At 67.7% G+C, this 26,049-nt stretch carries 19 protein-coding genes; 4 read left to right on the top strand and 15 right to left on the bottom strand.

Annotated elements, in window-relative coordinates:
* Positions 1–21 precede the first annotated feature (21 nt).
* Positions 22–1,323, bottom strand: coding sequence for a sugar MFS transporter (locus tag AC3WJI_RS08035; RefSeq protein ID WP_492756738.1), 1,302 nt, complete (start codon positions 1,321–1,323; stop codon positions 22–24).
* Positions 1,324–1,351: 28 nt separating this feature from the next.
* The gene (locus AC3WJI_RS08030; RefSeq protein WP_492756787.1) at positions 1,352–2,353 is read right to left on the bottom strand and encodes an arabinan endo-1,5-alpha-L-arabinosidase; all 1,002 of its coding nucleotides are present in this window, start codon (positions 2,351–2,353) and stop codon (positions 1,352–1,354) included.
* Between the two features lie 189 nt (positions 2,354–2,542).
* On the opposite strand from AC3WJI_RS08030, the gene araD1 reads away from it, so the two are divergent.
* The 4 genes from araD1 (at position 2,543) to AC3WJI_RS08010 (ending at position 8,802) form a co-directional block, all read left to right on the top strand.
* Complete coding sequence (gene araD1 / locus AC3WJI_RS08025; RefSeq protein ID WP_492756737.1) at positions 2,543–3,529, top strand: AraD1 family protein; 987 nt, start codon at positions 2,543–2,545, stop codon at positions 3,527–3,529.
* Between the two features lie 71 nt (positions 3,530–3,600).
* Positions 3,601–5,142 carry an alpha-N-arabinofuranosidase gene (locus AC3WJI_RS08020; RefSeq protein ID WP_492756736.1) on the top strand — a complete coding sequence of 514 codons (1,542 nt, stop codon included), beginning with the start codon at positions 3,601–3,603 and terminating at the stop codon, positions 5,140–5,142.
* A 1-nt stretch (position 5,143) separates the two neighbouring features.
* A complete protein-coding gene (locus tag AC3WJI_RS08015; protein ID WP_492756735.1) occupies positions 5,144–7,474 on the top strand; it encodes a beta-L-arabinofuranosidase domain-containing protein in 2,331 nt (776 codons plus the stop codon).
* On the top strand, positions 7,471–8,802 hold the full coding sequence (locus AC3WJI_RS08010; protein WP_492756734.1) for a glycoside hydrolase family 27 protein: 1,332 nt from the start codon (positions 7,471–7,473) through the stop codon (positions 8,800–8,802). The genes AC3WJI_RS08015 and AC3WJI_RS08010 overlap by 4 nt, the downstream gene beginning before the upstream one ends.
* Positions 8,803–8,932: 130 nt before the next feature.
* On the opposite strand, the gene AC3WJI_RS08005 is transcribed toward AC3WJI_RS08010, so the two are convergent.
* The 13 genes from AC3WJI_RS08005 to AC3WJI_RS07945 form a co-directional block, all read right to left on the bottom strand.
* Positions 8,933–9,484, bottom strand: coding sequence for a DUF3617 domain-containing protein (locus AC3WJI_RS08005; protein WP_492756733.1), 552 nt, complete (start codon positions 9,482–9,484; stop codon positions 8,933–8,935).
* A 60-nt stretch (positions 9,485–9,544) separates the two neighbouring features.
* Complete coding sequence (locus AC3WJI_RS08000) at positions 9,545–13,501, bottom strand: contractile injection system tape measure protein (protein WP_492756732.1); 3,957 nt, start codon at positions 13,499–13,501, stop codon at positions 9,545–9,547.
* Between the two features lie 4 nt (positions 13,502–13,505).
* Entirely contained in the window at positions 13,506–14,834 is a 1,329-nt protein-coding gene (locus AC3WJI_RS07995) for an ATP-binding protein (protein ID WP_492756731.1), read from the bottom strand.
* On the bottom strand, positions 14,831–16,726 hold the full coding sequence (locus AC3WJI_RS07990) for a hypothetical protein (RefSeq protein ID WP_492756730.1): 1,896 nt from the start codon (positions 16,724–16,726) through the stop codon (positions 14,831–14,833). Before AC3WJI_RS07990 ends, AC3WJI_RS07995 begins: the two co-directional genes overlap by 4 nt.
* Complete coding sequence (locus AC3WJI_RS07985) at positions 16,720–20,100, bottom strand: baseplate J/gp47 family protein (RefSeq protein ID WP_492756729.1); 3,381 nt, start codon at positions 20,098–20,100, stop codon at positions 16,720–16,722. Before AC3WJI_RS07985 ends, AC3WJI_RS07990 begins: the two co-directional genes overlap by 7 nt.
* Positions 20,097–20,525 (bottom strand): GPW/gp25 family protein, encoded by a 429-nt coding sequence (locus tag AC3WJI_RS07980; protein WP_492756728.1) that lies wholly within the window; start codon positions 20,523–20,525, stop codon positions 20,097–20,099. Before AC3WJI_RS07980 ends, AC3WJI_RS07985 begins: the two co-directional genes overlap by 4 nt.
* Positions 20,526–20,825 carry a PAAR domain-containing protein gene (locus tag AC3WJI_RS07975; protein ID WP_492756727.1) on the bottom strand — a complete coding sequence of 100 codons (300 nt, stop codon included), beginning with the start codon at positions 20,823–20,825 and terminating at the stop codon, positions 20,526–20,528.
* Complete coding sequence (locus tag AC3WJI_RS07970; protein WP_492756726.1) at positions 20,825–22,624, bottom strand: phage baseplate assembly protein V; 1,800 nt, start codon at positions 22,622–22,624, stop codon at positions 20,825–20,827. Before AC3WJI_RS07970 ends, AC3WJI_RS07975 begins: the two co-directional genes overlap by 1 nt.
* A complete protein-coding gene (locus tag AC3WJI_RS07965) occupies positions 22,621–23,313 on the bottom strand; it encodes a CIS tube protein (RefSeq protein ID WP_492756725.1) in 693 nt (230 codons plus the stop codon). Before AC3WJI_RS07965 ends, AC3WJI_RS07970 begins: the two co-directional genes overlap by 4 nt.
* A gap of 1 nt (position 23,314) precedes the next feature.
* On the bottom strand, positions 23,315–23,521 hold the full coding sequence (locus tag AC3WJI_RS07960; RefSeq protein WP_492756724.1) for a DUF5908 family protein: 207 nt from the start codon (positions 23,519–23,521) through the stop codon (positions 23,315–23,317).
* Complete coding sequence (locus tag AC3WJI_RS07955; protein WP_492756723.1) at positions 23,521–24,039, bottom strand: phage tail protein; 519 nt, start codon at positions 24,037–24,039, stop codon at positions 23,521–23,523. Before AC3WJI_RS07955 ends, AC3WJI_RS07960 begins: the two co-directional genes overlap by 1 nt.
* Positions 24,039–24,494, bottom strand: coding sequence for a phage tail protein (locus AC3WJI_RS07950; protein WP_492756722.1), 456 nt, complete (start codon positions 24,492–24,494; stop codon positions 24,039–24,041). Before AC3WJI_RS07950 ends, AC3WJI_RS07955 begins: the two co-directional genes overlap by 1 nt.
* Positions 24,495–24,535: 41 nt before the next feature.
* Positions 24,536–26,049: phage tail sheath family protein (locus tag AC3WJI_RS07945; RefSeq protein ID WP_492756721.1), on the bottom strand; the 1,514-nt coding region annotated here is incomplete at its 5' end.

Below are 26,049 nucleotides of genomic sequence, written 5' to 3'. Positions count from 1 at the left end.
GGGGAACAGATCCCAAATCGCTTACTTCACCGGCGCGTCGGCAACCGCGTTGGTCACCTTGCAGCCCCACAATGCGTAGAACAGCACGTAGAGCGCGCAGGCCGCGGTGACCAGGAAGCCCCAGTGCAGTCCATAGGTGTCGCCGATCTTGCCCTGGAACGCGGCGAGCGCGCCGCCGGCGATCGACATGATCAGCAGCCCCGACCCCTCTTCGGTCAGCGGCCCGAGCCCGCGGATCGCCAGTGCGAAGATCGCGGGGAACATGATCGACAGGCCAAGCCCGACCACGATCAGCCCGTACATCGCCGCCGGCCCGGTCGCGAACACCGCGGTCAGCGAGCCTGCGATCGCGATCAGCGCGAACACCGCCAGCACGCGCTCGGGCGCGATCCGCTGCATCAGCGCGGCGCCAGCGAAGCGGCCGACCATCATCCCGCCCCAGAACAAGGTGAGGTAGGTCGCGGCATTCTCCTGGGTCAAATTGGCGACGTCGGGCTGCGAGGCGAAGTTGATGAAATAGCTGCCCACCCCGATCTCGGCGAGCACGCAGAGCGCGATGCCGACGCAGCCGAGGATCAAATTGCGGTGGTTGAACAGCGAGAGGCCGCGGCGCGCCTCGGCCGAGACGCGGCTGGTCGCCGATCCCAGCGCGGGAAGCTTGGCGCGCGCGATCATCACGGCGAGCACCGCCAGCACGACCGCGACGATGAAATAGGGCAATTCGGTCGCCTGCGCGTCGGCCAGACGCTGCTCGGGGGTGAGCACCGTGCCGTGCGCGGTGGTGCCGGCGGTGGTGCGGGCCAGGATCAGATATTTGCCGAACAGGATCGCCAGCACGTCGCCGGTGGTGTTGAACGCCTGCACCAGAGTGAGGCGCCGCTCGGCGCTCTCGGGCGGGCCGATCACCGCGACATAGGGGTTCGCCGCGACCTGGAGCAGCGCGATGCCGCACGAGACGACGAACAGCGACGCGACGGTCACTTCGTACGAGACGAGCCAGGCGGCGAGGATCATGCCGAGCGAGCCGAGCGTCATGACCGAGAGCCCGACGGTCAGAGCGCGCTGATAGCCGATCCGCTCGATCAGCTTCGCGGCGGGAAGCGAGGCGAGCAGATAACCGATGAACCACACCGATTCGATCAGCCCGGTCTCGAAATAGCTGAGTTCGAACACGCTGCGCAGATGCGGCAGCAGCGTGCCATTGATGACGCTGATGAAGCCCCACATGAAGAACAAGGTGGCCAGCATCGAGAGCGCGGCGCGATAAGGCACGCCTGCGACCGACGGGGCGCCGGCCTGGGGTTGAACGGGGGCTGCTGGCATGGGCTTGTTCTTCTCCTGAAGGCTTTTCTTAGAGTGCGACCGGCCAGCCATCGCCCGTCCAGCCCAGCGGCTGAATACGGAGCGTCGACGCGCCGGAGGCGTGCGTATCATAAGCGTGGTAGACGATGTAATCCTGCTTCGGATCGCGCAGGATCGCGATGTGTCCCGGCCCAGCGAAGCGCTTTTCGGGGTCGAGATCGGCGCGGAGGACGATCGAGCCGCCACCGTCGAGCATCCCTTTGCCGGCGCGGTCGCGATAGGGGCCCTGCGGGTCCTTTGAGCGCCCAACGACGGTATAATAGCTGCTCGCGGCACCGCGGCAGCAGAAGTCGAACGAGGCGAACAGATAATAGAAGCCGCCGCGGCGGATCACGAACGGCGCCTCGATCGCGCCGAGGCCGGGGCGGCGGGCGATCGGTTGAACCTCGGCGCCGGGCACGCGCAGGCCGGTCTTTGCGTCGAGCCGGACCAATTTGAGCCCGGACCAGAAGCTGCCGAATGCCAGCCAGTGGCGGCCTTGCGCGTCGACGAAGGCGGCGGGGTCGATCGCGTTGAAGTCGTCGCCGACGCCGGAGGCGATCACCAGCCCCTTGTCCGTCCACACCGGATCGGCGAGCGACTTCGTCGTCACCAGTCCGATCGCAGAGCGGTTCTTGCCGAAGGTAGAGACCGAATAATAGACGCGGTACTCGCCCTGCGCGAAGCTGACATCCGGCGCCCAGATCCCCCGCGCGCCGGGGACCGCTTCCTTCACCCAGCCGGGCATCGCGGCGAAGACGGGCGCGGCGCGCGTCCAGGTCGCGAGATCGGCTGAGGTGCGGATGTGGATCAGGCCCTGGCCGGCGCGCTCCTGGCTGGTGGTGAAGAGGTAATAGGTGCCGCCCTGGCGGACGATCGCTGGGTCGTGAACAGGCGTGACGTCGCCAGCCAAGCGCAACCCCGTCCGCGTTGAAGCAGGCGCAAGGCTCTGTGCCGCCGCTCCGGTGGCCCAAATGCCCAGCATTGCCAAGGCGATACGAGCGGTCCGGATGACAATCTCTCCCCTGCGAACCCGCTTGCTACGCCGACTGGGTCGGTCCGATCAGCAAATGGGATTAGTCAGACAAAAATACGAAGGTCGGCACGTCGTGCAAGCGCTTTGTGTTCCGGCGGATTGCCTGCTGAACGATCTGTATTATAAGTCTGACTATTATCAGAATCGGAAGAGGGTCCCAAGGTTATGACGTTCAGGCTCGTGCAGTTTCGCGATGCGCCCGGCGAACGCGGCGTCGCGGCGTTCCTCGACGATGCCCCGGTGCGGCTGAACGGCGTGACCACCACCTATGAGCTGGCACTCGCGGCGATCCGCGAGAATGTGTCGCTCGAAGCTGCGGCGCGGGCGAGGGCAGGCGAGGCAGTCGACCTCGCCGCGGCCGAGGCCGAGGGTCGGCTGCTGGCGCCGATCGATCATCCGGATGCGGCGCATTGCTACGTCACCGGCACCGGGCTCACCCATCTCGGCTCGGCCGAGGGGCGCGACCAGATGCACAAGGCCGCGGCGGGGGGCACGCTCACCGATTCGATGCGGATGTTCAACATGGGGCTCGAGGGCGGCAAGCCGACCGATGGCCAGCCCGGCGTCCAGCCCGAATGGTTCTACAAGGGCGACGGCTCGACCCTGGTCGGCCCCGGCGAGCCGCTGCCTTCGCCGCATTTCGCGCTCGACGGCAGCGAGGAGCCCGAGATCGCCGGGATCTACATCATCGACGACCAGGGGCGCCCGCGCCGGCTGGGCTTCACGCTGGGCAACGAATTCTCGGACCATATCACCGAGCGGGGCAATTATCTGTGGCTCGCGCATTCGAAGCTGCGCCACGCCTCGCTCGGCGCCGAACTGCTCGTCGGCGAGCTCCCCGCGGACGTGCGCGGCACCAGCAAGATCGTCCGGCGTGGCGAGACGATCTGGGAAAAGCCCTTCCTGTCGGGCGAGGCGAACATGTCGCACGCGATCGCCAATCTCGAGCATCACCATTTCAAATATGGACTTTTCCGCCGCCCGGGCGACCTCCACGTCCATTTCTTCGGCACCGCGACCTTGTCGTTCGCCGACGGCGTGAAGACCGAGGAAGGCGACGTGTTCGAAGTCATCGCGGCACCGTTCACGCTGCCGCTGCGCAATCCGCTGCAGACGGTGCCGGGCGGCGAATCCGCGGTCCTGCCGCTTTAATCGCGGCTCGACTCGGGGTTAAGTAAGACAATAACGCGCGGACCTGCGCCGCCGCACAGGGGAGAAATGGCATGAAGCATTGGAAACTGGGGCTGTTGCCGATCGCGGCGACGGTGATGGCGGCGCCGGCTTTTGCCCAGGCGCCCGTCGCGGTGACCGTGACGGTCGACACCAGCAAGGCGGGTCCGCGGATCGAGCCGGCGATCTACGGCCAGTTCGCCGAGCATCTCGGCCGCGGCATCTACGAAGGCGTCTGGGTCGGACCCGATTCGAAGATCCCCAACACCAACGGCTATCGCAACGACGTGCTCGCCGCGCTCCGTCACATCAAGGTGCCGGTGGTGCGCTGGCCGGGCGGATGCTTCGCCGACGAATATGACTGGCGCGACGGCATCGGCCCCAAGGCCAAGCGCCCGGTCCGCATCAACCGCCACTGGGGCGGCGTGACCGAGGACAACCAGTTCGGCACCCACGAGTTCATGAACTATTCGGAGTTGCTCGGCACCGACGCCTATGTCGCCGGCAACATGGGCTCGATGAGCCCGCGCGACATGAGCCAGTGGGTCGAGTACATGACTGCCGAGAAGGGCACGCTCGCCGAGCAGCGCAAGGCGAACGGCCGCGACAAGCCCTGGACGGTCAAGTATTTCGGCGTTGGCAACGAGACCTGGGGCTGCGGCGGCAGCATGCGCGCTGAATATTCGGCCGACCTTCACCGCCGTTACCAGGAATTCGTCAACGCTCCCGCCGGCAAGCCACGGATCGTCAAGGTCGCCAGCGGCGCCAACGCCAGCGACTACAACTTCACCGACGTGATGATGCGCGAGGCGGGCAACAAGATGAACGCGCTCAGCGTCCATTACTACACGCTCCCGACCGGCAAGTGGGACAAGAAGGGCGCCGCCACCGGCTTCAGCGAGGACGAATGGGCCTCGACGCTCGGCCGCGCGATCTTCATGGACGAGCTTGTCAGCAAGCACGCCGCCGCGATGGACAAATATGATCCCGAGAAGCGCGTCGGGCTCTATGTCGACGAATGGGGCACCTGGTACGACCAGGAAGCGGGCTCGGTCCCGGGCTTCCTCTACCAGCAGAACAGCCTGCGCGACGCCGAAGTCGCCGCGCTGACGCTCAACATCTTTCACCGGCACACCGACCGGGTGAAGATGGCGAACATTGCCCAGATGGTGAACGTGCTCCAGGCGATGATCCTGACCGACAAGGGCCGGATGGTGCTCACCCCGACCTACCACGTCTTCGATATGTACGTTCCTTTTCAAGGGGCTACGCCGTATAATGCAGACGTAAAGGGGCCGAACTACGAGCGCGCCGGGTTCAAGGTGCCGATGGTCGACGTGTCGGCCGCGCGCGGCACCGACGGCAAGCTGTGGCTTTCGCTGACCAACACCGACCCGAACAAGCCGGCGCGCGTGACGACCAACCTGACCGGCACCGCGCGTGGGCGAATCCTGACCGGCCCGGCGATCGACACCCACAACACGTTCGACCAGCCGAACACGATCATGCCCGCCGCCTATTCGGCGCGGAGCAGTGGCGGCAAGCTGACCTTCGACCTGCCGGCGAAGTCGGTAGTCGTGGTCGCGGTCGACTGAGATGCTGACGCGGCGGTTGTTCCTGGGTTCGGCGAGCGTCCTGGCGCTTGCCGGCCCGGCCCTTGCCCGCGTCGTCGTCGACGAGAAACCGATCACGGCGCGGCCGCTGCCGCTCTCCGCGGTGCGGCTCAAGCCTTCGCTCTATCGCGATGCAGTCGAGACCAACCGTCGCACCTTGCTGTCGCTCTCGCCCGAGCGGCTGCTCCATAATTTCTACGCGAGTGCCGGGCTGCCGACGAAGGGCGAGACCTATGGCGGCTGGGAGGCGCGCGGGATCGCCGGGCATACGCTCGGCCACTATCTCTCGGCGCTGTCGCTGCAATTCGCCCAGACCGGCGACGTCGCAGTGCGCGATCGTCTGCGCCACACCATCGCCGAGATGGCACGGATCCAGGCGGCGCACGGCGACGGCTATGTCGGCGGCACCACCGTCGAGCGCGACGGCAAGACCGTCGACGGCAAGATCGTCTTCGAGGAGATCCGCAAGGGCGACATCCGCACCGGCGGGTTCGACATCAACGGCGGCTGGGTGCCGCTCTACACCTGGCACAAGGTCCATGCCGGGCTGATCGACGCGGTTCGCTTCGGCGATGTCGATGCGGCGATGCCGGTGATGCTCGGCATGGCCGGCTATCTCGGAGCGATCCTCGAGGGGCTCGACGACGCGCAAATGCAGAAGCTGCTCGCCGCCGAACACGGGGGACTCAACGACAGTTACGCAGAAACCTACGCGCTGACCGGCAACCCCCGCTGGCGGCGGCTGGCGGAGCGAATCTATCACCGCAAGGTGCTGGCGCCGCTGGCCGCGGGCAAAGATGATCTCCCGGGCCTCCATGCCAACACCCAGATTCCCAAGCTGATCGGCCTTGCCCGGCTGTACGAGCTGACCGGCGAGCAGCGCCACGCCAATGCCGCGCGCTTCTTCCATCGCACCGTGATCCAGCACCACAGCTACGTCATCGGCGGGAACAGCGAGCGTGAGCATTTCGGGGAGCCCGACCAGCTCTCGACGCGGATCACCGAGCGCACCTGCGAGGCGTGCAACAGCTACAACATGCTCAAGCTCACGCGGCACCTTTATGGGTGGCGGCCGGATGCAGCGCTGTTCGACACCTACGAGCGCATCCACCTCAATCATCTGCTCGGGCATCAGCATCCCGAGACCGGCATGTTCGTCTATTTCATGCCGCTCAGCGCCGGCGCGCGGCGCACCTATTCGACACCCGAGGACAGCTTCTGGTGCTGCGTCGGCTCGGGGCTCGAGACGCATGCCAAGCATGGCGAGAGCATCTATTGGCACGATGATTCCGCGCTGCTGGTCAACCTGTTCATCCCGTCGACGGCCGAGTGGAAGGAGCGGGGGCTCGAGGTCGCGCTCGAGACGGGGCATCCGTTCAGCGAACAGGTGACGCTGCGCGTGACCAGAGCGCCGCGCGCCGTGACCGGGATCGCGCTGCGCCTGCCCGGCTGGTGCGACGCGCCGGCGCTGGCGCTCAACGGCAAGCTCCAGCCGCTCGATCGCAGCACGGGCTATGCCCGTCTCGATCGGCGCTGGCGGGCAGGCGACCGGATCGAGCTGACGCTGCCGATGCGGATCCGCGCCGAGCCGACGCCCGACGATCCGCGGATGCTCGCTTATCTGAGCGGCCCGCTGGTGCTTGCCGCCGATCTCGGCCCCGCCGACGCGCCGTTCGATGGCCCCGCGCCGGTATTGGTCAGCGAAGATCCCGCCGCGGCTTTGGTGCCGATCGCCGCCGCCGAGCATCGCTTCCGCCTCGCCGAGGCTCGGCCGCAGGCACTGACCCTGGTACCGTTCTTCCGCCAATATGATCGCCGCACCGCAGTCTATTTCCCGCGCTTCACCGAAGCGCAGTGGAAGAGCGAGGAGGCGGCCTATGGCCGCACCCAGCGCGAGAAGGCGGCGCTAGACGCGCGCACCGTCGACATCCTCAACCTTGGCGAGATGCAGCCCGAGCGCGACCATGAGTATCGCGCCAATCACAGCGATCTGTTCTCCTGGGGCGGGCGCAGCGCGCGGCAGCTCCCTTGGGGAACGGGCAATTACCTGGAATTCACTCTGGCGGTGCGGCCGGGCCCGATGCTGCTCCGCGCGCTCTATTGGGGCGAGGAAGTGGGCAAGAATTTCGACATTACCGTCGAGGGCACGCGCATTGCCAACGAACGCCGCGCGCTGCCGCCGGAAAAGCGTTTCGTCAGCGTCGACTATCCGATCCCCGAGGCGCTGACGCGCGGCAAGGACAAGGTGACCGTGCGTTTCGAGACCAAGGGTACCGACGCGTTCGTCTACGAAGCGCGGACTTTGGCGAAGTGAGCCGGCTCAGCCGCCGCGCGGCGCTCGGGCTGCTCGCGGCGGCGCCGGTCGCCGCGCAGGCGCGCGGCCAGCGCAACTTCAGCGATCTCGCGCCGCGCCCGCCTTTGGGATGGAACAGCTGGGACAGCTTCGCCGCGACGATCACCGAAGAGCAGGCGCGTGCCAACGTCGCGGTGATGGCCGAGAAGCTGCTGCCGCACGGCTATGATGTCTTTACCGTCGACATCCAATGGTACGAGCCCGGCGCGACCGGCTTCGAGTATCGCACCGGGGTCGAATTGGCGATGGACGGCAACGGGCGGCTGCTGCCCGCGCCCAACCGCTTTCCCTCGGCGGCGGGGGGCCGGGGGTTCAAGCCGCTCGCCGACTATGCCCACCGGCTCGGGCTCAAGTTCGGCATCCATCTGATGCGCGGCGTGCCGCGGCTCGCCGCCGACCGCAACCTGCCGATCCTCGGCAGCAAGTACCGCTGCGGCGACATCGCCGACCGCGTCAATATCTGTCCGTGGAACTCGGACATGTACGGCGTCGACATGACCAAACCCGGCGCGCAGGCCTATTATGACAGCGTCTTCGCCCTGATCGCGTCGTGGGGCGTCGACTTCGTCAAGGTGGACGACATCGCCCGGCCGTACCAGCGCAACCATCCCGAGATCGAAGCGGTGCGCCGCGCGATCGACCGCAGCGGCCAGCCGATGATATTGAGCATCTCGCCCGGCGAGACCCCGCTCGCCGCCGCGGACCACGTCGCGTCGCATGCCAATCTCTGGCGGATCAGCGACGATTTCTGGGACGAGTGGCCGCTGCTGCTTGCGCAATTCAGGCGCCTGGCGGACTGGGCGCCGCATCTTCGGCCGGGCGCCTGGCCCGACGCCGACATGCTCCCGCTCGGTTTGCTTGCGCTTGGCAAGCGCCGGACGCGCTTCACTGCCGACGAGCAGCGCACGATGATGACGCTCTGGTCGATCGCGCGCTCGCCGCTGATCATGGGCGGCGACCTGCGTGCGCTCGACGCCGATACGCTGGCGCTGCTGACCAACGACGAGGTGCTCGGAGTGAACCAGCATGGCAGCGCGGCGCGGCAGCTGTTCCGGTCCGGCAATCAGGTCGGTTGGACGTCGCGCGATACGCGGTCGGGTGCACGGAATCTCGCGCTGTTCAATGTAGGCGAGCAGGCGGAGGAGGTCGGGGCGGACCTGCGCATGCTGGGCATCACCGGAACTGCCAAGATACGCGACCTGTGGGCGGGCAGAAACCTGGGTGCCGTCGAGACGCGCGTCGCCGTCGCATTGCCGCCGCACGGCTCTGCGCTCTACCAGTTTAGCTGAAGGGAGCTGTTCCCGGCGAAGGCCGAGGGCCAGTTGCAAGCGGTCTCGATGGCGGCACCGGCTTCATAATTGGCCGATGCGGGGCCACGGCCTTCGCCGGGGAGAAGAGGTTATCGCCGCCAGATAAGGTTCAGCTCTTTTCCTTGCCCGTGCATTCGCCGGTGCGCCGCGCTTCCATCTTCATCGACATGGTGTGCGCGGTCATCGGCTGGCCGGGGACACCGTCGCTCTTGGTGGTCATCGCCAGCTGGAAATTGTCCTTCGAGAAGGTGCCCGCCATCGTCGCGTTCGTGGTCATGCCGCCGTTCGTGCACACCATCTTCGCGTCGATCTTGCCGCCGTCCATGCTGAAATGGTCGTAGCGGCAGTCCTTGTTCTGGCCCGAGAAGAAGTCGGCGCTCGGCTTCTCGGCCTGCTCGGGCGTCAGGCAATTTTCGAACTTCTGGGCCTGGCCCATCCGCGACTTCATCTGCGCGGCAGCTTCGGGGGGCAACCGGGGGATCTGCATGTCGGTGATCGTCGCGTTGCCTTCCCAATGGCCCGGTGCCATCTTGACCGTCACGCCGCTCGCCGCGACCTTGTCGGCGACTTCCTTGGCGCTGGCATTGCTCGCCTCGACCGACGGACCCGAATGGCAGGCGGCAAGCGCCAGCGGTGCGACCAACAGCAGCTTCCTGATCATGCAAATTCTCCCTGTTCGAAGCCTTCAGCATATGGAAGGGGTGGGTCCCCGGCAAGCAGCTCAGCGCCACTGGACGGTGAGCGGGACCGGCATCCACGGATGCAGGATCGTCGAATAGCCCCAGGGCAATTGGTCGAGCAGGATGTCGAGCACGCGCTTCTCGACTTCGAGCCGCCACCCGGCGTCGGCGTGCGTCAGCCGGCCCTGGCGCTGGAAAAAGGTCTCGCGCAGCGCAACGTCGCCGCTCTCGGCAAGCGGCGGCCAATTTGCCAGAATGGTGCGCAGCAGCATCGCGGCCATCCGCAGTTCGCCTCCGTCGAGCTGGACTTCCGCCGGCACCGGCTCGGCGATCGGCAAGCCGCAGAGGAGCTTGTTGAGCGCCAGTTGCGGCTCGGGCGCGTCGGTACGCTCGTCGACCAGCCATTGCAGCAGATGGACCGCACGCGCCTGGCATGCCGCATCGCGCCAGCGCCAGCCAGCCTCTGCATCGGGCTCGACATAGTCGAGCGACTGGAAGAGCCGCGGGAGGAAGGCGGAAGCGAGCACCAGCCCGGCATTGGCGACGTACAGCACCGCCGGTGCCGCGTCGGTATCGGCGCGACGTGCGTCGGCCGCGCGGCGCTTGCACTCGCTTTCGCGCAGATCTAGCACCACGCGCAGCGGCGCATCGCGCATGCCCTCGAGCGATTTCACAAGCACAGCCTCGACCCGCCGGCGCAGCGGCGCCGGCGTTGCCGCGGTGCCGTCAAGCAGCAGGTTCGTCAGCTGGAAGACCGGCCGCGCGCTCCTGGCGGCGGCGAGGATGGCATCCCATTGCGCGGTGCGGGATAGCGGCGCTGCGCAGGCCCTCCACGCTGCCGCGAGCCGTTCGGTTGCGTGAAGCAAGCCGCTCGCGCCGGTGGGCGTGAGGATCGTCAGCAGCCGGACGATCTCGGCTTCGGAGAGCTCGCGCGCCAGCAAGGCGCGGTTGCGCGGCTGATCGAGCTTGCGCCGGACCGCACTCACCGGGCTGTTCGCGGGTAGGCCGAGCAACGTGGCAACGCGGGCGAAGGAATCGGGGCGATGCGCTTCGCTCGAGGCTTTCCCGTCGTCCGCGAACCCGCCCGGCGGCGCCAGTGGCTCCAGCTTTGCCAGCAGGCGCCGCACCGCCGCCTGCTCGGCAAGCCCGGTGAGTACTTCCAGCTGTCGCAGCCACTCGGCAGCGAAGCCGGTTCCGCCGCGGCTTCGCCAGTCGTGCCTTGCCGCGGCGAGCGCCAGTGCGTGCGCGACCTTTGCCGGGTCGACGGCGCGGCGGCCTGCGCGTCCGGTCAGCGCCCGAAGCAACGCGGCTGCGCGGGCACGCTCGGCCGGGACCATCGCGGCGAAGAGCAGCGGCGCGCTGTGCCGCTTGTCGAGCAGCACGGCCAGCTCGGCGGGCGCTTGGGGACTTTCGGCGATCAGGCGCAATGCGTCGAAAGGTCGTGCTCGAAGCAACGCTGCTATCTGCGGTTGTTCGGAGGAGCGATTTGGTCGGCGGTTGGCCGGGGGGAGGAGCTCAGATGGGGAAGCCGGCTGGCCGGTCAGCGCTGCGGAGAGCAGGGCTGGCAGGCCAGCGACGGGCCGTTGCCGGATCTCGGCCTTCGGGATCGATAGCAACAGCGCCAGCCGCGCGGGCGCGGTTCCGGACATCGCAGCCAGCGTTCGGTTGAGCATCGCCCTGCTTCGCATGTCGGAGGACAGCTGCGCACGTAGCGTCGCCGCCGTCGCGCCGGATAGCCGAGGCAGCAGCCGCGCCAGCGCTTCGGCGCGCGCGGGTGGAGATAGCAGTGCGCCCTTGTCGCACAGGAAGGCGAATTGCTCGACCGCGGCGTGGCGCGATCCGAGCCGGGCAATCGCGCGAGCGGGGAGCAGGCATGCAAGGAGGGACGTTTCGCTGTCGACCGGCACCTCTCCAACATATTCTTCAGCTTGAACTGTTGGGTCTGGGAGGGGATGTCGAGGTTCGACGCCTTGCCCTTGGTCTGGTTTGGCAGGCGTTGGAGGCGCGTAGGCTGGCGCGTCCCGCCACATTATGGGCGAACTCGGCGCTGCGGAATCCGGGTTTTCGCAACCCTTCTCATCGGAGCGAAGAGAGTGCGTGTCGCGCCACAGAACCCGATTGGCGCGAGCGCGTGCAGCCCCCCGGCGAAGGCCGGGGTCCGGTTGCGAGTGTTCTGAGGTCCGGTAAATCCTATCGTTTTTGCCGAAGCTGGACCCCGGTCTCCGCCGGGGAACGCTTTGGGCTGCCGCCACCAGTTGCTCGCGCAGGCGGGCTGAAGGAACATGACGGGCGCGGGCCAGCGCCTGGATTGCCCGATCGATCAGAGTTTCAGGGAATTCGTCGTCCTGCGTCGCGGCGGCCGCCGCAAGCAACAGATGCCACTCCGTCCGCGTGCATCGAGCGAAGCGGGCCAGAGCGACCAACGCCGCGTAGAGGTGGGCCGGAAGCAAATGCCGCGCCACGCTATCGGGCGTGTCGGTCTCGCCGAGAAGCGCGCAGAGGCGGGTCGCGTCGGCGGCGGCGAAGTCGCGCAGAACCTGTCGGGCTTGTGCCGGCTCGACAACCCGCGCGTTAGCGAGATGTTCGCGTATTTGTGCGAGTACGGCCGGGTTCGGGTGCTGCGGCGCTCCGACCAACGCCTCTACCAACCCTGTGCAAGCGCCGGAGGGCGTCACGCGCTGCCGCAGCGGCACGACTTCTGCAAATGCGAAGTCGACTTGCTCGAGCTCAATGCCGCGTATTTCCGCAAGCAGCGTCCGCGCCGCCTGCACGGCGCCTTCGCCGACCGTCGCGGATTGCGCCGCAAGGGCGAGCAAGGCGCTGCGTTCGGCAGGGCTGGCCGCTGCCGCTTCGAGCGCGGCGGGAAGGCCGGCCGAATCGATATGCCAGATCGCGCCAAGCGCCTGGGCAAAGGACAGCACCCCGGCGATCGACGCATCGAGCCGTGCCGCATTCTCGTGCGCAAGCCTCTGCAGAAGCCGGCGCAATTGCGCCGCACCGGCGGTTGCGACCAGCCGGCGCGCAAGACGCTGCTCGCGCCGCGTCAGGCTGGTGCGCCCGAGCAAGGCCGCGAGCTCGGCCATCCCGGCCTGACCGGCTAGCAATGCCGGCTCCTCGGCGATCAACTCGCTCAGCACCGCGACGAGCGAGCCTGGCGCGCGGCGGCGTGCCAGAATCCGCGGCAATCCCCTACGTAGCTGCGCGATCAGCGCCGCAAGCGTCGTGCCGCCGCTTCGCGCCAGCTGCAGCAACAGCCGCCGAAGAAATGCCTTGCGATTGGCTTGCAGCCCGCTTTGCTGGAGCGTGTCGCGCAGCACGATGATCCAGAGCATCTCGGCGAGTTCGGCGGGATTGGCCGAGATCAGCCGTTCGGCGGCATGGCTTTCGCGGACCTCGCCGACATAGGAGAGGGTGTACGCCGCGTGGACCGGCTCGAGCCGGTGGAGCAAGGCGGCGAGGAGATGCTCCGGCATCTGGCGGACCAGCCGGCGCAGCAGCGCGTCGCTCGACCCGCGGCGACGCAGCATCGCGACGAGCGCAAGCGGATCCTCCGCGACCAACTGCGCGAGCATATCCGCCGGGCGCAAGGTCAGCGCGATCGCCCGCGCGCCAGGCCAGGCGCCGTGGAGCAGATAATGCTCGAACGACGACACCAAGGCGCGGTCCTCGCGCTCGTTTCTCGACCTCTGCCCGTCCGCGCCGAGCGCGTCGGCAAGCGCGCTGCGCAGCCGATCGCGCAGGATCCCCGCGGCGCGATCGAGATCGTCCGGTGCGAAGCTTCCCAGCGCGATCGACAATTTGTCGATGCTGACGAGCGCGCCCGGCGTGTCGAATTCCTCGGCAATCTGCGCGAGCACCGGCACGAACCGCCGCCGGTTGAGCTCGGCAACGCGGTCGAGCAGCGCGGGACCGGCCAGCGCCGGCGCGACATCGATCGTCAGCGTCTGCCGTTCGAGCAGATGCGCGAGCCGGACGCGGTCGGTGGGCAGGCTGGCCACCGGCTCAACCCGCGACGCGGCCGCTGCCGGCTAGCTCGCGCGCGACCGCGTCGGTAATGCGCGCCTCGGGCACGTAGCGATCGCCGTCGATCAGTGCGTGCACGCTGAGGCGGCGCAGGATGTTGATCATCTCGCCGCCGCTCAGCTCGTGGCGGCGCGCGAGTGCGTCGAGCGCGACGCCTTCAGCCAGTCTCCCGCGAGGCTCGGCGAACGCCATCTGCCAAAGCTTGAGCCGTGCCGTGGCATCGGGCATTGGAAAATAGAGCGTCGCTTGCAGGCGGCGCGCAAAGGCAGCGTCGATATTGCCCTTCAGGTTACTCGCCAGGATGACCACGCCGGGCGAGTCCTCGATCCGCTGGAGCAGATAGGCGATCTGCTGGTTGGCGTGGCGATCATTGGCGGTCTGGGTATCGCCGCGCTTGCCGAACAGGGCATCGGCTTCGTCGAAGAACAGGACCATGTCGCCGAGTGCTGCCTGGTCGAAGAGCGCGCCCAGATTCTTCTCGGTCTCGCCGACCCATTTGCTGACCACGCGCGACAGGTCGACGCGGTAGACCGGCAGCCCCAGCGTCTTGCCGATCACGGCGGCGGTCATCGTCTTGCCCGTGCCGGGGGGGCCGTGGAACAGGACGCGGTAGCCCGGCTTGAGATGCTTCCCCAAGCCCCAATCCTCCCTCAGCAGCCGCTCGTTGCGCACCCAGGCGAGCATCTCGTCGAGCGCCTCGCGGATCGTAGGGCCGATGACGAGATCGTCGAATACGTAGGGCGTCTCTAGCAGATGTGCGGGGAATAGTGGCCCTGCCGCTAGCGCTCCCGATCGGCCAGTGGTGACGCGATCGAGCCAGCGCTGGCTGACCGCGAGCGGCGCCCAGGGGCCGCCGGTTTCGTCGCTTTCGAGAATGCGCTTCGCGCGCAATGGGCTTTCGGGTGCGAGGAGCGGCAGCACGGCGAGGCGCCGGTCCATGTCTTCGCCCGCCAGCAGGAACAAGGCCGTCTCGCGGGTGGGCAAGAAGCCGTTCTGCGGATGCGCGTCACTGCCGCCGAATTCGGTGAAGCGTCGCTTGGTCGCGTCGTTCTGGATCAGGAAGGCGTCCAGCGACTGCGGACGGAGGTGCGGGAGCAATGCGAGCATTTGCACCAGCCGCTCACCCGGCGACAGGCCCGCCTCTCGAACCGCAACTGCATAGGGGGCGGCCGAGCGGGTCAGGTTGGGGATGGTCGAGAGGGCCAGGACATCGCCCCGTTGCTCGGCGGCGTGGAGGCGAAGCCGGTGGTCGACTGCGGTCTGGAACCAGGCGATTTCGCCCTCGAGCACCGCGGCGTTGCTCTTCATTCCGCTTCCCCATCGCGCTGAGTCCAGCGGTCGAGCAAGTCGCGTATCTCGACGGCAAGCTGATCGGCGGCGTGGCGTGCGTTGACCCGCAGCGCGGCGCGCCAGAGGTGTTCGAGGTTGCGCAGCCGGCGCCAGCGGGGCGGATCGACGAAGTGGATATGGAGCCCGATATGTGCGGGCAGTTCAGCGCGGATCGCCTCGGCGATCTCGGCACGATAGCGCTGGTCGCCGCGGTCTTCGGGAAGCATGATCGCGGCGCTGACCGCCATGGCATATCGATAGCCGTCGCCCTCCAGCGCGCGACGGGCGCGAGTGCGCGGACGCAGCATCATATGCTCGATCAGGCACATTCGCGTGCCGCGCTTGCGGTGCGCCCCCAGCAACAGCCCGACATGCAATTCGACACCCGAATGCCGGCGCCCGGCGCTCCGCGCCTCGGGATCGAAGCCACGCCCGCGCCGCCGCGCCAGGGCATCGCGCCGATCGAGCAGCGTCTGTTTCACCGCGACGCGGTGCCGCGCCGCGGCGTCGTGCCGTCCGGCGAGGTGCTGTGGCATCGGGATCGTGTCCGCCGCTACCCCATAGAGGGCGAGCTGCATGTCGAGCAGCTTTTCACGCGGCAGGGCAGGGAGCGCTGAGGCGGGCTTGCCCTCCGCCAAAGCCGCCGTCGCAGTGAGCCGCGCGCAGAAATCGGCCATGACGGTTTCGAAGATCTTGAGAAACCCCTCGAGTTGCGCGGCCGCCGGGGTGTCGGGCTTGTCGGGTGTCGCGAGGCCGTAGACGCGCGGCAGCTGCGGCCCCAGCGGCGCGAAGTGCGCCAGCGCGCGGGGCGTGCCGCGCGGCAGAACGAACGCTTGCCGATAGGCAGGGCCGAGCGGCCATGATGCCCGGTGCGCCTCCCACCGCCGCAACAACCGGCGCAACACTTCGCCGCGATCGACGGCACAAGGTCGCGTGCCGACGGTCAAGGCGAGCGGCAGGGTGTCGTGCTCGATTCCGGCATCGAGGCTGCACCACGCGTCCGGATCGACCGCAGTGATGCCTTCGCACGTCCCGACTCCTTCGAGCCAGAGCCACGGTTCGCGCACCCGCAGCACGCCGGGCGTGTCGCGCAGAAGCTCGGCAAGCGCATCCGAATCGATCGTCGCGGGCTTGTCGCCGAGTTCGCCGTCCGCGATCAGTCCGCGCCGCAGCCGCGGTCCCTCGAGCGTCGCCGCGGCCGCTTTCGGATGCAGCGGGGTGCGGCGCGGCTCGGGGGCGAGGACGATCGCCAGCCGGAACAATGCTTCGGCCATCACCGCTTCGGGCCGTGCATCCCGTTCGATCTCGATCCCGGCGTGCATCACCGTGCGCAGTGGGCGCAGCACGCGAATCGAGCCGATATCCTCGCAGATCGGGCGATGGCGTTCGAACACGCGCCGCACCCGCCGCACCAGCTCGCGGTAGCGCAGATGGCCCTCGGGATGCACGCCGGGCAGCGGCAGCGCGGCGTGGATGCGGATGTCGTAGAGCCCGGTCGGCCCGCTATCGTCGCTTCGCGGCGCGAGCCAGACATTGCCAAGCCCCTCGACTCGATCGAGCAGGAGGCGGCGGAAATCGGCAATAGTGACGGGCGGCGAAGGCAGAGCGCGCCAGGGCGGGTAGATGCCGCCCGGGTCCGCCAGCGTGGCGGCGGCGAGCAGATTCTCGATCGGCAGCGCCGCGCGATAGCCGAGGTCGGTGAGCGCATAGCTGAGCAGTTCCGCCAAGGTGAGCCCGGGGTCGTGCGCATTATAGTCGGTCCAGCCGGCGCAGAGTTGCTGGAGATGCCGGACAGCCTCGGCCTTGAGCGCGGCGAAGTCCTGGCCCGGGGGCAGCGCGGGATCGCGCGCGATCGTTGCTGGGGCTACCATGACGCCGTCGCCAGCGCCGCGACCCCGGCAAGCGCGATCTCGCCGGGAACGGGCACGCGCCAGCCGGCGTCGGGTCCGGCCAGCGTCACTTCAAGCCGCTCGATCGACCGAATTTGCGGCTGCGCGAGGAGGAAGCGCGCGATCGCGGCGCGAATGCGATCGGTGCCAGCATCGTCGTCCAGGTCGAGGCCAGGATCGGTGTGCGGTGAAAGGAATGTAGTGAGCGCCGTCTCGACCCGCGCGAGGTTGGGATCGTCGAGGGCCAGGCGGGCGGCGATGTTCACCCGCACATAGAGCGGATCGGCAATCGTCACGCGCGCGAAGGGGCTCGCCGCTTGGCCGATACGGTCGGCGATTGCGGCGCGCAGCTGCGGGGAGATGGTCGCTGCCTCGGTCGCGCTGGGCATGACGACAACCCAGATCTCTGCCGCGGCGGTGCCGTCCGCGGGATCACCTTGGGTAAGGACTCGCACGCGTTCGATCTCGGGGAAGTCGGAGAGCACCAGCCGCTCGATATCCCAGGCGGTGACTGCGCGGGCGCGGTGGCGGACGCGCTCGGCGGTGCGTGCGCGCAACATTGCCGGCGCCTCAGGAGGCTGGCCGCCGGCGCTGTCGAGCGGCTGGAGCACGCGGGCCACGCCGGCGAGACGTGTCACGCTGCCAGCGGGGATTGGCGCCAACGCGGTTTCGCCGCCATCGGTCAGTCGCGTTGCCGACACCGCGTCGGGTAGGATTGCGATGACGGCCGGCGGTGTCTCCGCGTCGCCGAAGTCCAGCCGCAGGGAGGTCGGCGACGCCGCATCGGCTGGAAGCGCGATCCGGACGATGCCCGTGGTGGTCAGGCCCTGGGTGTCGTCAGCGAGAAGTGCGTCGGAGGGAAGTGTCTGCCATCCGGCGGCGGTGCGATAATGCCACGCCGGATGCTGGCCCGGGTCGGCACCCGCCACCCGGACGAGCAGCGCCAGCACGTCGCGCGGTCGGGCGCCGTCGAAGACCAGGTCGAGGATCAGCGCGGCGGGAGACGCGGGAAACAGCAACGCGCCTTCCAAGGGTAGTGCCGTCGTCGGCGCCGCCGTCTCGGCGTGGCGAAAGGTCAGCGCTTCCGCGGTCACCGACAGCGCATAATCCATCGAAATGCCGGAAAGCAGCGGCTGGAAGGGCGGATTGGGCATGAGCACGATCGCCGGTTGCGCCGGTTCCGGCTCGTCGCTCTCCACACCCTCGATCTTGCGCAGGATCTTGGCGGGAAAGCCCAGGATCGCGCGCAGCAGCCGGCGGAAAAGTCCCGGCCGGCGGGCAGGGGGCGCCTCACCGCGCGCGATCGCCTCGATCGCATATTGGACATTGGCGGCGTGCAGCGCCTGGCCGAAGCCGAAAATGGGGCCCGCGAGCGTCACGCAGATATGATCGGCAGTCGTGCCACCCTCGGGTCCGGCCGCGGCGGCGAGCCACGAGCCCGGGGCGAGGGGGCCGCGCTCGGGCATCAGTGGCGGCGCAGGCTCGAAATCCGCGGCGAAGATGTCCGGCGGCAGGGCGGCGGTCACGGGCGGTGCGCTGCCGAGGCTGGCAGGCGCGAATAGCGGCACCCGGTGTGACGCGTCCCAGCCGGGCACCGGCGCCGCGAGCGTGACGGTGAAGGCCGCATTGTCGAACGGCGGCCAGTCGAACAACTGACCCTGCGCGTCGACGACATAGCCCTGATAATAATCGGCGAACCCGCCGTCGCCGGGCGGCAGGCCGGCCCAGTCGAGGCGGACGACGAGCCGGTCGAGCGGCGGCCCGGCGAGCACCGGGTGATCGAGGCGCAGCCAGCCGCCTGGGCCGGGCGGGGTGCCGAACGGGGCCGCGGCCAACGTGCTGGCAGGACCGGACGGCGTCCGGACTTGGAGATCGGGGAGGTCCTTGACCGCGATTGCTAGATGCGCCGTGCGGATGCGTGCGTCGGTCCGGCCGCCGGCGAGGGTGAGGCGGAGTGCAGGCATGTCCGGAAAATCGACTTCGGCCGGGCCCAGCGCCGGAAAATCTGTCGGGAGGTTGACCTCGACGCGCAGGGTGCCAGCCTCGAATGAGGTATCGGCGTGAACGGGGAGCCACCCCTCCGCCGTGGTCACGCTGGTCTGTAGCCGCGGCACACCGGACTCGAAGCTCCCGTCGAGCTGCAACGCGAGCGTGATCCGGCGCATACCGCCCCGCAACGCCAGCAGCGGCGTGGCGAAGATCGCATGCGCTTCCGCACGGGTGCCGGCAATTGGCGCCGCCACGCCAAGAAGCGGGTCGCTCAACGTCCCGTCCGGACCGGGTGCGAACCGCACCAACGTCGCGTCCCGCTGCCATAGCCGCGCCTCGCGCAAGGTCGCGCCGGTGACGGCCAGGGCGGCATCGGTCACGAAGCTGACCGGCGCGCCGTCGGCGCCCTTGCCCGCCGGGATCAGACTGCCCTGTAGCAGCGCCGAGCGTGTGCCCGGCCTCGGCACGAATGCCAACAGCATCCGATCGGGGCGTGCTTTTGCTGGCGTGGCGTGCAGCAACTTGGCTTGGTAATGGTCGATCCACTGTTGCGGGATGCGGTTGAGCAGCGCGGTGGCGTGCGCGAAGAGCTGGGCGAAGGTAATCAGCAGCGCCGGGTGGGCGCTGTGGTCGCCCGAGGCGAGCGATGCAACGAGCGCATCGTCCGCGCGGCGGCCGAGTTGGCGCATTTCGCTGAGAAAGTGCTCAACCGCGTCGGCGAGCTCGCGAAGCATCCGGTCTGCCCAGGCCCGCTCGACCGCTTCGGCGACGCCGCGCGCCTCGCCTTCGAGCATCGCCCGGCGCCACGGCCGGCGCAGTTCGTGCCAATGCGCGTGGCGGAAGTGCGCGGTCAGCTCCGCCTCTTCGGCTGCCGCGACATGATCGACCAGCCGCTGCAGCTGCGGGCCCAGCACGCGCTCGATCACTTCCTCGGCGAGCAGCCGGATCGATTGGCCGCGCGTGACGCCCCCCAAGTCGGCTGGCGCCAGCCAGGCGTCGAGATCGTCGGCGAAGCGCAACAACCCTTCGACTAGCCGGGTCAGCAGCATTTCGTTCTCGTGCGGGCTACCGCCGCGCCGCGCCTGTTCGAGCAAGCCGTCGAGCGGTTCGGCGCGCGCATCGATCCGGGCGGTGACAAGCAGTGCCAGCACGAAGCTCGGATCGGCGAGCAAGACGCGGCGCCAATTGCCGTCGACTGCGCCGGAATCGTCGTGAAAGGCAATGTCCGCAGCCGACCGCGCGATGTCCGCCAGCATCTCGGCTAGACTGCGCGGATCTAGGCGCGTGTTCGCCGGGTCGAAAGCAGCGGGCGCGCGGCCGGCCTGGCTCGCCCAGCGCGTGATCAGTCGGGGGGTAGGCGCGATCACGGGCCCTCCACCAGCGTGCCCTCATTCGTGTAGAAGGGGAAAACGAGGTTGTTGCGCGTGTTGGTCGCACGTACGCGATAGTCCACACCGATCAGTACCAGCGCCGGATCGTCCGGGTCGATCGTCGCGATGACGTCGATCAAGTCGATGCGCGGCTCCCATCGGAGGATCGCGGTGGAGACGATCTCGCGCAGCTCGCTGAGCAGGCTCGCGGTGAGGTCGGCAAAGACGAAGCGTGGCAGGTCGCAGCCATAAGTGGGGACCATCACCCGCTCGCCCTGCGGCGTGGAGAGCAGGATGAACAGGCTCTGGCGGATGTCGGTGTCGCCTTCCTCCATCTCTGTGCCGAGCGTTGCCGAGGAGACGCGCGGCGGGAAGCTCCAGCCGCGGCCGAGGAAGGCGATGGGCTTGGCGGGAGGCGCCATTTATCCCCCGATCAGCACGGTGGGCAGGCCAAACACGACGCTGCCGCCATGCGCGCAGGTGTCGCCCAGGCGGGCGGCGGGCATGCCGGCGATCAGCACCGTCGCTGATCCCATCACGATGCTGTCGGGCGGGCCGACGCAGACTGCCATGTCGCCGATCCGCGCGGCGGGCAGGCTGCCGATCAGCACCGTCGGCGCGCCGGGGCCGCTGATCGGGCCGCCGACATGCGGGATCGGCGGGACGCCGGGGGTCTGCATCGGGCACGCATGCATGTCGGTGAGGCGTGCGGCGGGGGGCATCAGTTGATCTTCACCAGTGCGCCGTTGACCTCGAGGACCGCCGCAGCCTTCAAGGAGCCCACGCCGTTGCTGGCGAGCGCGAGTTGGCCCGATGCCGTGGTGTTGATCTGCACCGCGCTCGTGTCGCACTTCACAGCAGCCTTGATTTCTAGATTGGCGCCGCAATCGATCGTCATGTTGGCAGCCGACTTGATCGTCATGTTCGCGGCGCTGATCAGCTCGACCGCGTCGCTCTTCATCACCAGCTTGTTGGCGTTGGGATCGGTGATGGTGACCGTGCCCGTCTTGTCGTCGAGTTCGACATAGCGGCCACCCGGGGTGCTGATCTTGAGGATCACATCCTTGTCGTTGAAATTGACCTCCATCTTCGAGCGGGTGACCAGCGCCTTGACGTCGTTGGGCTTGTCGGGCGTGTGGGTCGGTGCGCGCGCGCTCGAATAGACGCTGCCCATAATGACTGCGCTCGCCGGGTCTTCGTTCATGAAGCCGAGCACGACTTCGTCGTCGACTTCGGGGAGGAACGACCAGCCGAACCCCTTCGAGGCATAAGGCTGGCCGAGCCGAGCCCAGACCGCGTTGTCTGCGTCCGTGAGCGGCAGCGTCACCTGCACGCGGAAGTCGCCATTGGGATCCTCGGCGACCGCCTTGACCTGGCCGACATGCAGCCCGCGCAGTGCCGGAGCGAGCCCGGCGGCGGGCGGGTCGGCGATCTTGCGGTCGCGGCTGGCGAAGCGCTCGGCGGGCATGCCGAGATCGGCGATACTATGCCAGTCGCCGCCGCGGATCAGGTGGCGGACGCCGCTGACGAAGGCGTCGCCATTGAAGCGCTCGCCCAGCCCGTCGAGCGTAACCGTCTTGCCTGGCTTGGCCAGGGCGCTGCCCTGGAACTTTACCGTCCCGACGAATTGCGAGAGCTTGGCGCGCATCGCCGCGGCCGCGGACCATTTGCCGAGCGCGGCGTCCGAGCGTGCCGCCGCTGTCTGCTGGACGAAGGCGGTCACGCCGAGCACGGCGGCGAGCGTCGCGACTTCGATATTGCCGGGGACGGTGACGTCGGTCGTGCCGCTAGGCCCCGCCTCCATGACGGCCTGGTCGGTATAGCTCCAGGCGCGGCTGTTGACCTTGCCCTCGCCGATCTGGGGCACCGCGTCGATCTGCGCGTCGAACGCCAGGATCGAATCGCCATATTCGAGCGTGAGCACGGCGGTGCCTCCGACGGTGGGGTCGATGATGTCGACTTTCCGGTCCTCGACGAGCACCAGGCATCCGCTCGCCTCGGCGCGCAGCAGCATCAGGTCCCAGTCCGAAGCATGCGCCTGGACCATCGCCTCTACCGGGGCGGTGCCCGCGGCGTTGGTTCCCATGCTGCCGTCATTGGCCGAGACCAGGGCCGCGATCAGCGCGGCGTCGGTTGCCTTTTCGGTGACGGCGCTGTGGCGGGAGAGCGTCATCTTGAGCAACGGATCGGCGGTCTCGACGACCAGCTGCGCCGAGGTCCCGGGCAGGATGCGCAGCCCGTGGCGGACGACGACGCCTTTGTGGATCACTGCCAGGTCCGAGCCATAGCCGGCGGAGAGCACGATCTTGGCGCCGGGGACGAAGGTCTCGGCATCGCTGAACGGGAAGCTCTCGGTGTCGGGCTGGCCGTCGTAAAGGATGATCCGCGCGCGGGGTATGCGATTGGCTTCCCACCAGATTTCGACCGAGGCGATCTGGTCGGTATCGACCGTCTCGCCATCGGCAGTCAGCTCGAGCGTGACCGGCAGGCCGGTCTTCGATCCCGGCGAGACCGCGTTCATCGCCCAGCCTGCGCAAGCGGTGGGAAGACCAGCGCCTGGCCGGGCTCGAGGGTGCGGAAATCGTCGAGCTTATTATGGTCAGCGATCGCTAGATAATAGCGGCTATCGCCATAGATGCGGTGGCACAGCAGCGGCAGCGTGTCGCCGGCGAGCACGGTGACGATATGCGTCAAATCGGGCGAACTCAGTTTCTGCGCGGCGCGCCCGTCGGTATTGTCGTGATAGCCGAGAAAGGTAGCCTTGACCTTGGCGCGGAGCGCCGTGCCGTCGGGCGCGAACAGCGTGCGGTCGATCCCCATCGTCTTGAGCCGTCCCTTGAACAACAGACTGCCCCAGGCGAGCTGAACGTAATTGGGCGAGTGGATGTCGCCGTTGATCTCGTAGATCAGCCGGCGCAGGTCTGCGAGCTGGTCGTCGACCGGCTTGGTCGGTGCGTCGGGGACGGTGCCGGTCCCGTCGAACACGAGCTCGAGTTCGAGCGCCTCCCCCTTGTCACGGTTGAACACAACTTTCTTGCCGGTGCCGCCCGCGCCCTGCTGCCTGGTGTAGCAGACTCCCATCGCCTGCGAATATTGGCTGGGGTTGATCATCACCTTGATTGGATTGGGCTTGGTCTTGGCCTGGCCGTTGAAGCCCGGATCTGCGAACCCCGTGATCGTCAACTTGTCGAGGCCGCCCTTGCCGGCCATCTCACCACTCCTCACGCCGCGCGAGCTCGGCGAGCACCGCCTCGACGCAGCGCTCGACCAGGGCCGCTTGCTTTTCCTCTTCGTCGCCCTTTTCGTCGTCGCAGTCGCAAAGCTCCATGATCGAGCGTGGGCCGCGGGGCTGCTCGACTTCGCCAGGATCCTCGGCGACGCGCATCTGGATGGCGATCTCGCGGATTTCGAGCGGCATCAGGCGGCCTGCGGGAAGTTCTGGCGCTGGAAGAACTGGTAGGTCAGCTCGACCGTCTCGATCAGCACGTCGTTGCCCATCGCGTTGAGCGGGGTGTGCTCCCAGCGCAGCGGATAGGCGCCGAATACGTTCCACGCGACCAAGGGCTGCTTCTTCTCGTTGATCAGCTTGATTCCTATGGTCTTGGCACTGCCTCCGCGCTGCTGGACCAGTCCGCCGGACAGTGCGTGCGCCACCCAGCCGCCGAATGTCGACTTCTGCGTCACCACGCCGCGCTTGAGCAGCAGGTTCGAATATTTGGTGCGCGTCGGCAGGCGGTGGACGAAGCGGTTCTGCCCGCCCTCGACGACATCCTCGGTCTCGAACTGCACTTCGAGCCCCGACACTTCCTGGAAGCTGGTATCGCTTTCCGCGCCGTCGATGTCGACGCGGAAGGCGAATACCGGTGGGGGAACGTAGATATCGTCTTCGCGCAGCGGGCGTTCGCGCGGATCCTTGGCTAGGGGGGGCGAAGGCATCAGGCAGCCTTCACCGCCAAGGTCTCATAGGCGAGCTCGAGCGTCTCGATCGCGACTTCGCTAGCGTCGGACTTCATGTCGGTCGCCTGCATCTTGACCGGAAACGCATTGGTCAGCGTCCAGGTCATCATCGGCGACGCCTTTTCGTTGAGCAGGTTGATGATCACTGTGCGGCGCTTGATGATGTTGAGCTGGGTCTCGTTGAACCAGTCCCAGAAGATCGAATCCTTGGTGAACACGCCTTTCTTCAGCGTGACGTTGCCGACGCTGCGCAGTCCCGGCATCTTGATCGGCGAGAACACCGCGCTGTCGCCGTGGCGATATTCGATCGCTTTGGCCTCGCTCTCGAGTCCGCTGATCTCGGAAAAGCCCTGTGTCTTGCCGTCGCCGAGATCGATGTTGAAATAGAATTTGGGAAGCGGCCAGACTTCATCCTGTGCACTGCCGTCAGCCATGATCTGCTCCTGTCAGAAATTGGAAAGGGAAAAGCGGGTCCTCAGGCGCCGCCGAGCATCTGCTGCTTGAAGGTGAGTTCGATGAACTCGGCCGGGTGGACCATCTGCAAGGTGACTTGCACCCGCATCACGCCGTTGAGCACATCGTCGGGCGTCATCGTGCTGCCGAGCCCGGCGACGACGTTGTAGGCCTGGGCCGGGCTGTTCCCCATCAGCCCGCCCGACGCCCATAGGCCGTGGAGGAAGCTCTCGATCATCGAGACGACGGTGACCCAGGTCTGCGCGGTGTTGGGACGGAAGACCATCGCATCGAGCGCCTGCTTCACCGACTGCTCGACATAGATCATCGTCCGGCGCACCTGGATGTAGCGCCAGTCGTTCGACAGGCTGTCGAGCGTGCGCGCGCCCCAGATCAGGCTGCCGCGACCCTGGAAGGTGCGGATCGCATTGATCGCGAGGCCTTGGACCGGGACGTTGAGGTCGTCCTGGTCGTCGCCGGCGATCGGCAATTTGGGCATCACCATAGTCGCGATACCGACATTGGCGGGCGCGTTCCACACCCCGCGCGAGGCGTCGTTGGTCGCCCAGACGCCGGCCATCGCGCCGCTGGTCGGCAGGACGCCCTGCGTCGCGGCGATCGCAGTGAGCAGGTTCTGGAAGCCGGGAACGGTGGCGACCAGTGCCGACGTCAGTTGTTTGTGGGTAATGCCCGTCGCCACCGAATTGGTGTCGGCGGGCTTGGGGAGCACCGCCAGCGAGCTGCCGATCTGCTGGACGTAGCTAGCATAGATCGTCTTGCCCTTCTCACTGAGCAGCGCGAGGTTGGCGGGCGGGGTCTCCCCATTCGCGGGCGGCGGCGAGGGCGGCGGTGTCGCGCTGGCGCCGCCTTCCTGGGTCTCGGTATTGGCGGGTTTGGTCGGTGGCGGGGGCGGCGCGGGATAGGCGCCTGTCAGGACGCTCAGCAAGGCGGTCTGCAGCGTCGTCTTGTTGTCGCCGTCTGTGGCGAAGTTGGAGATATCGATCTCGCTCGGCGACACAACCGACGTCACCAAGGGCGGGAAATAGGCCGCGCCGAATCGCCACATCTCGGGCGGCACCTGCGACGATATGCCGGTGCGGAACGCAGTGACCACCGCTTTCCAGTCGTCACGCGGGCCGAGCGTGTTCGCGCCCCAGACGTCGAGCAGCGCCATCCGGTCGCCTGTCTTGGCGCAACTGCGCAGCATCTGCGAGGTGACATTGGCGAAGTCGGTCCGGTTGGCGAGCTGCATCGCATCTGGGATCGCCACCATCGTCGGCCCTACGAAGCTCTCGCAAACCTTGAGCGCCCCGATGAAATCGTCGGGAGAGACGGTAGTGGGCGTGTCCGCCGTACCGAACGCGCCGCACGAAATGACGAAGCAGGCCCCGCCGCCATTGGCGTAGAACAGCCGCATGCTGTTGTAGAGATTGAAGATGTTCTTGCCGACCTGCATCAGCGCATAAGAGTTGGTGCCGTCGAGTGAGACATTGCCCCAATTGGTGTCGGGCGAGGCGGCGGGAGTGGGGGCTGGGG

It is taken from the genome of Sphingomonas sp. FW306-1B-B10E, assembly GCF_058782005.1.
This window is presented reverse-complemented; position numbering and strand designations above follow the sequence as displayed.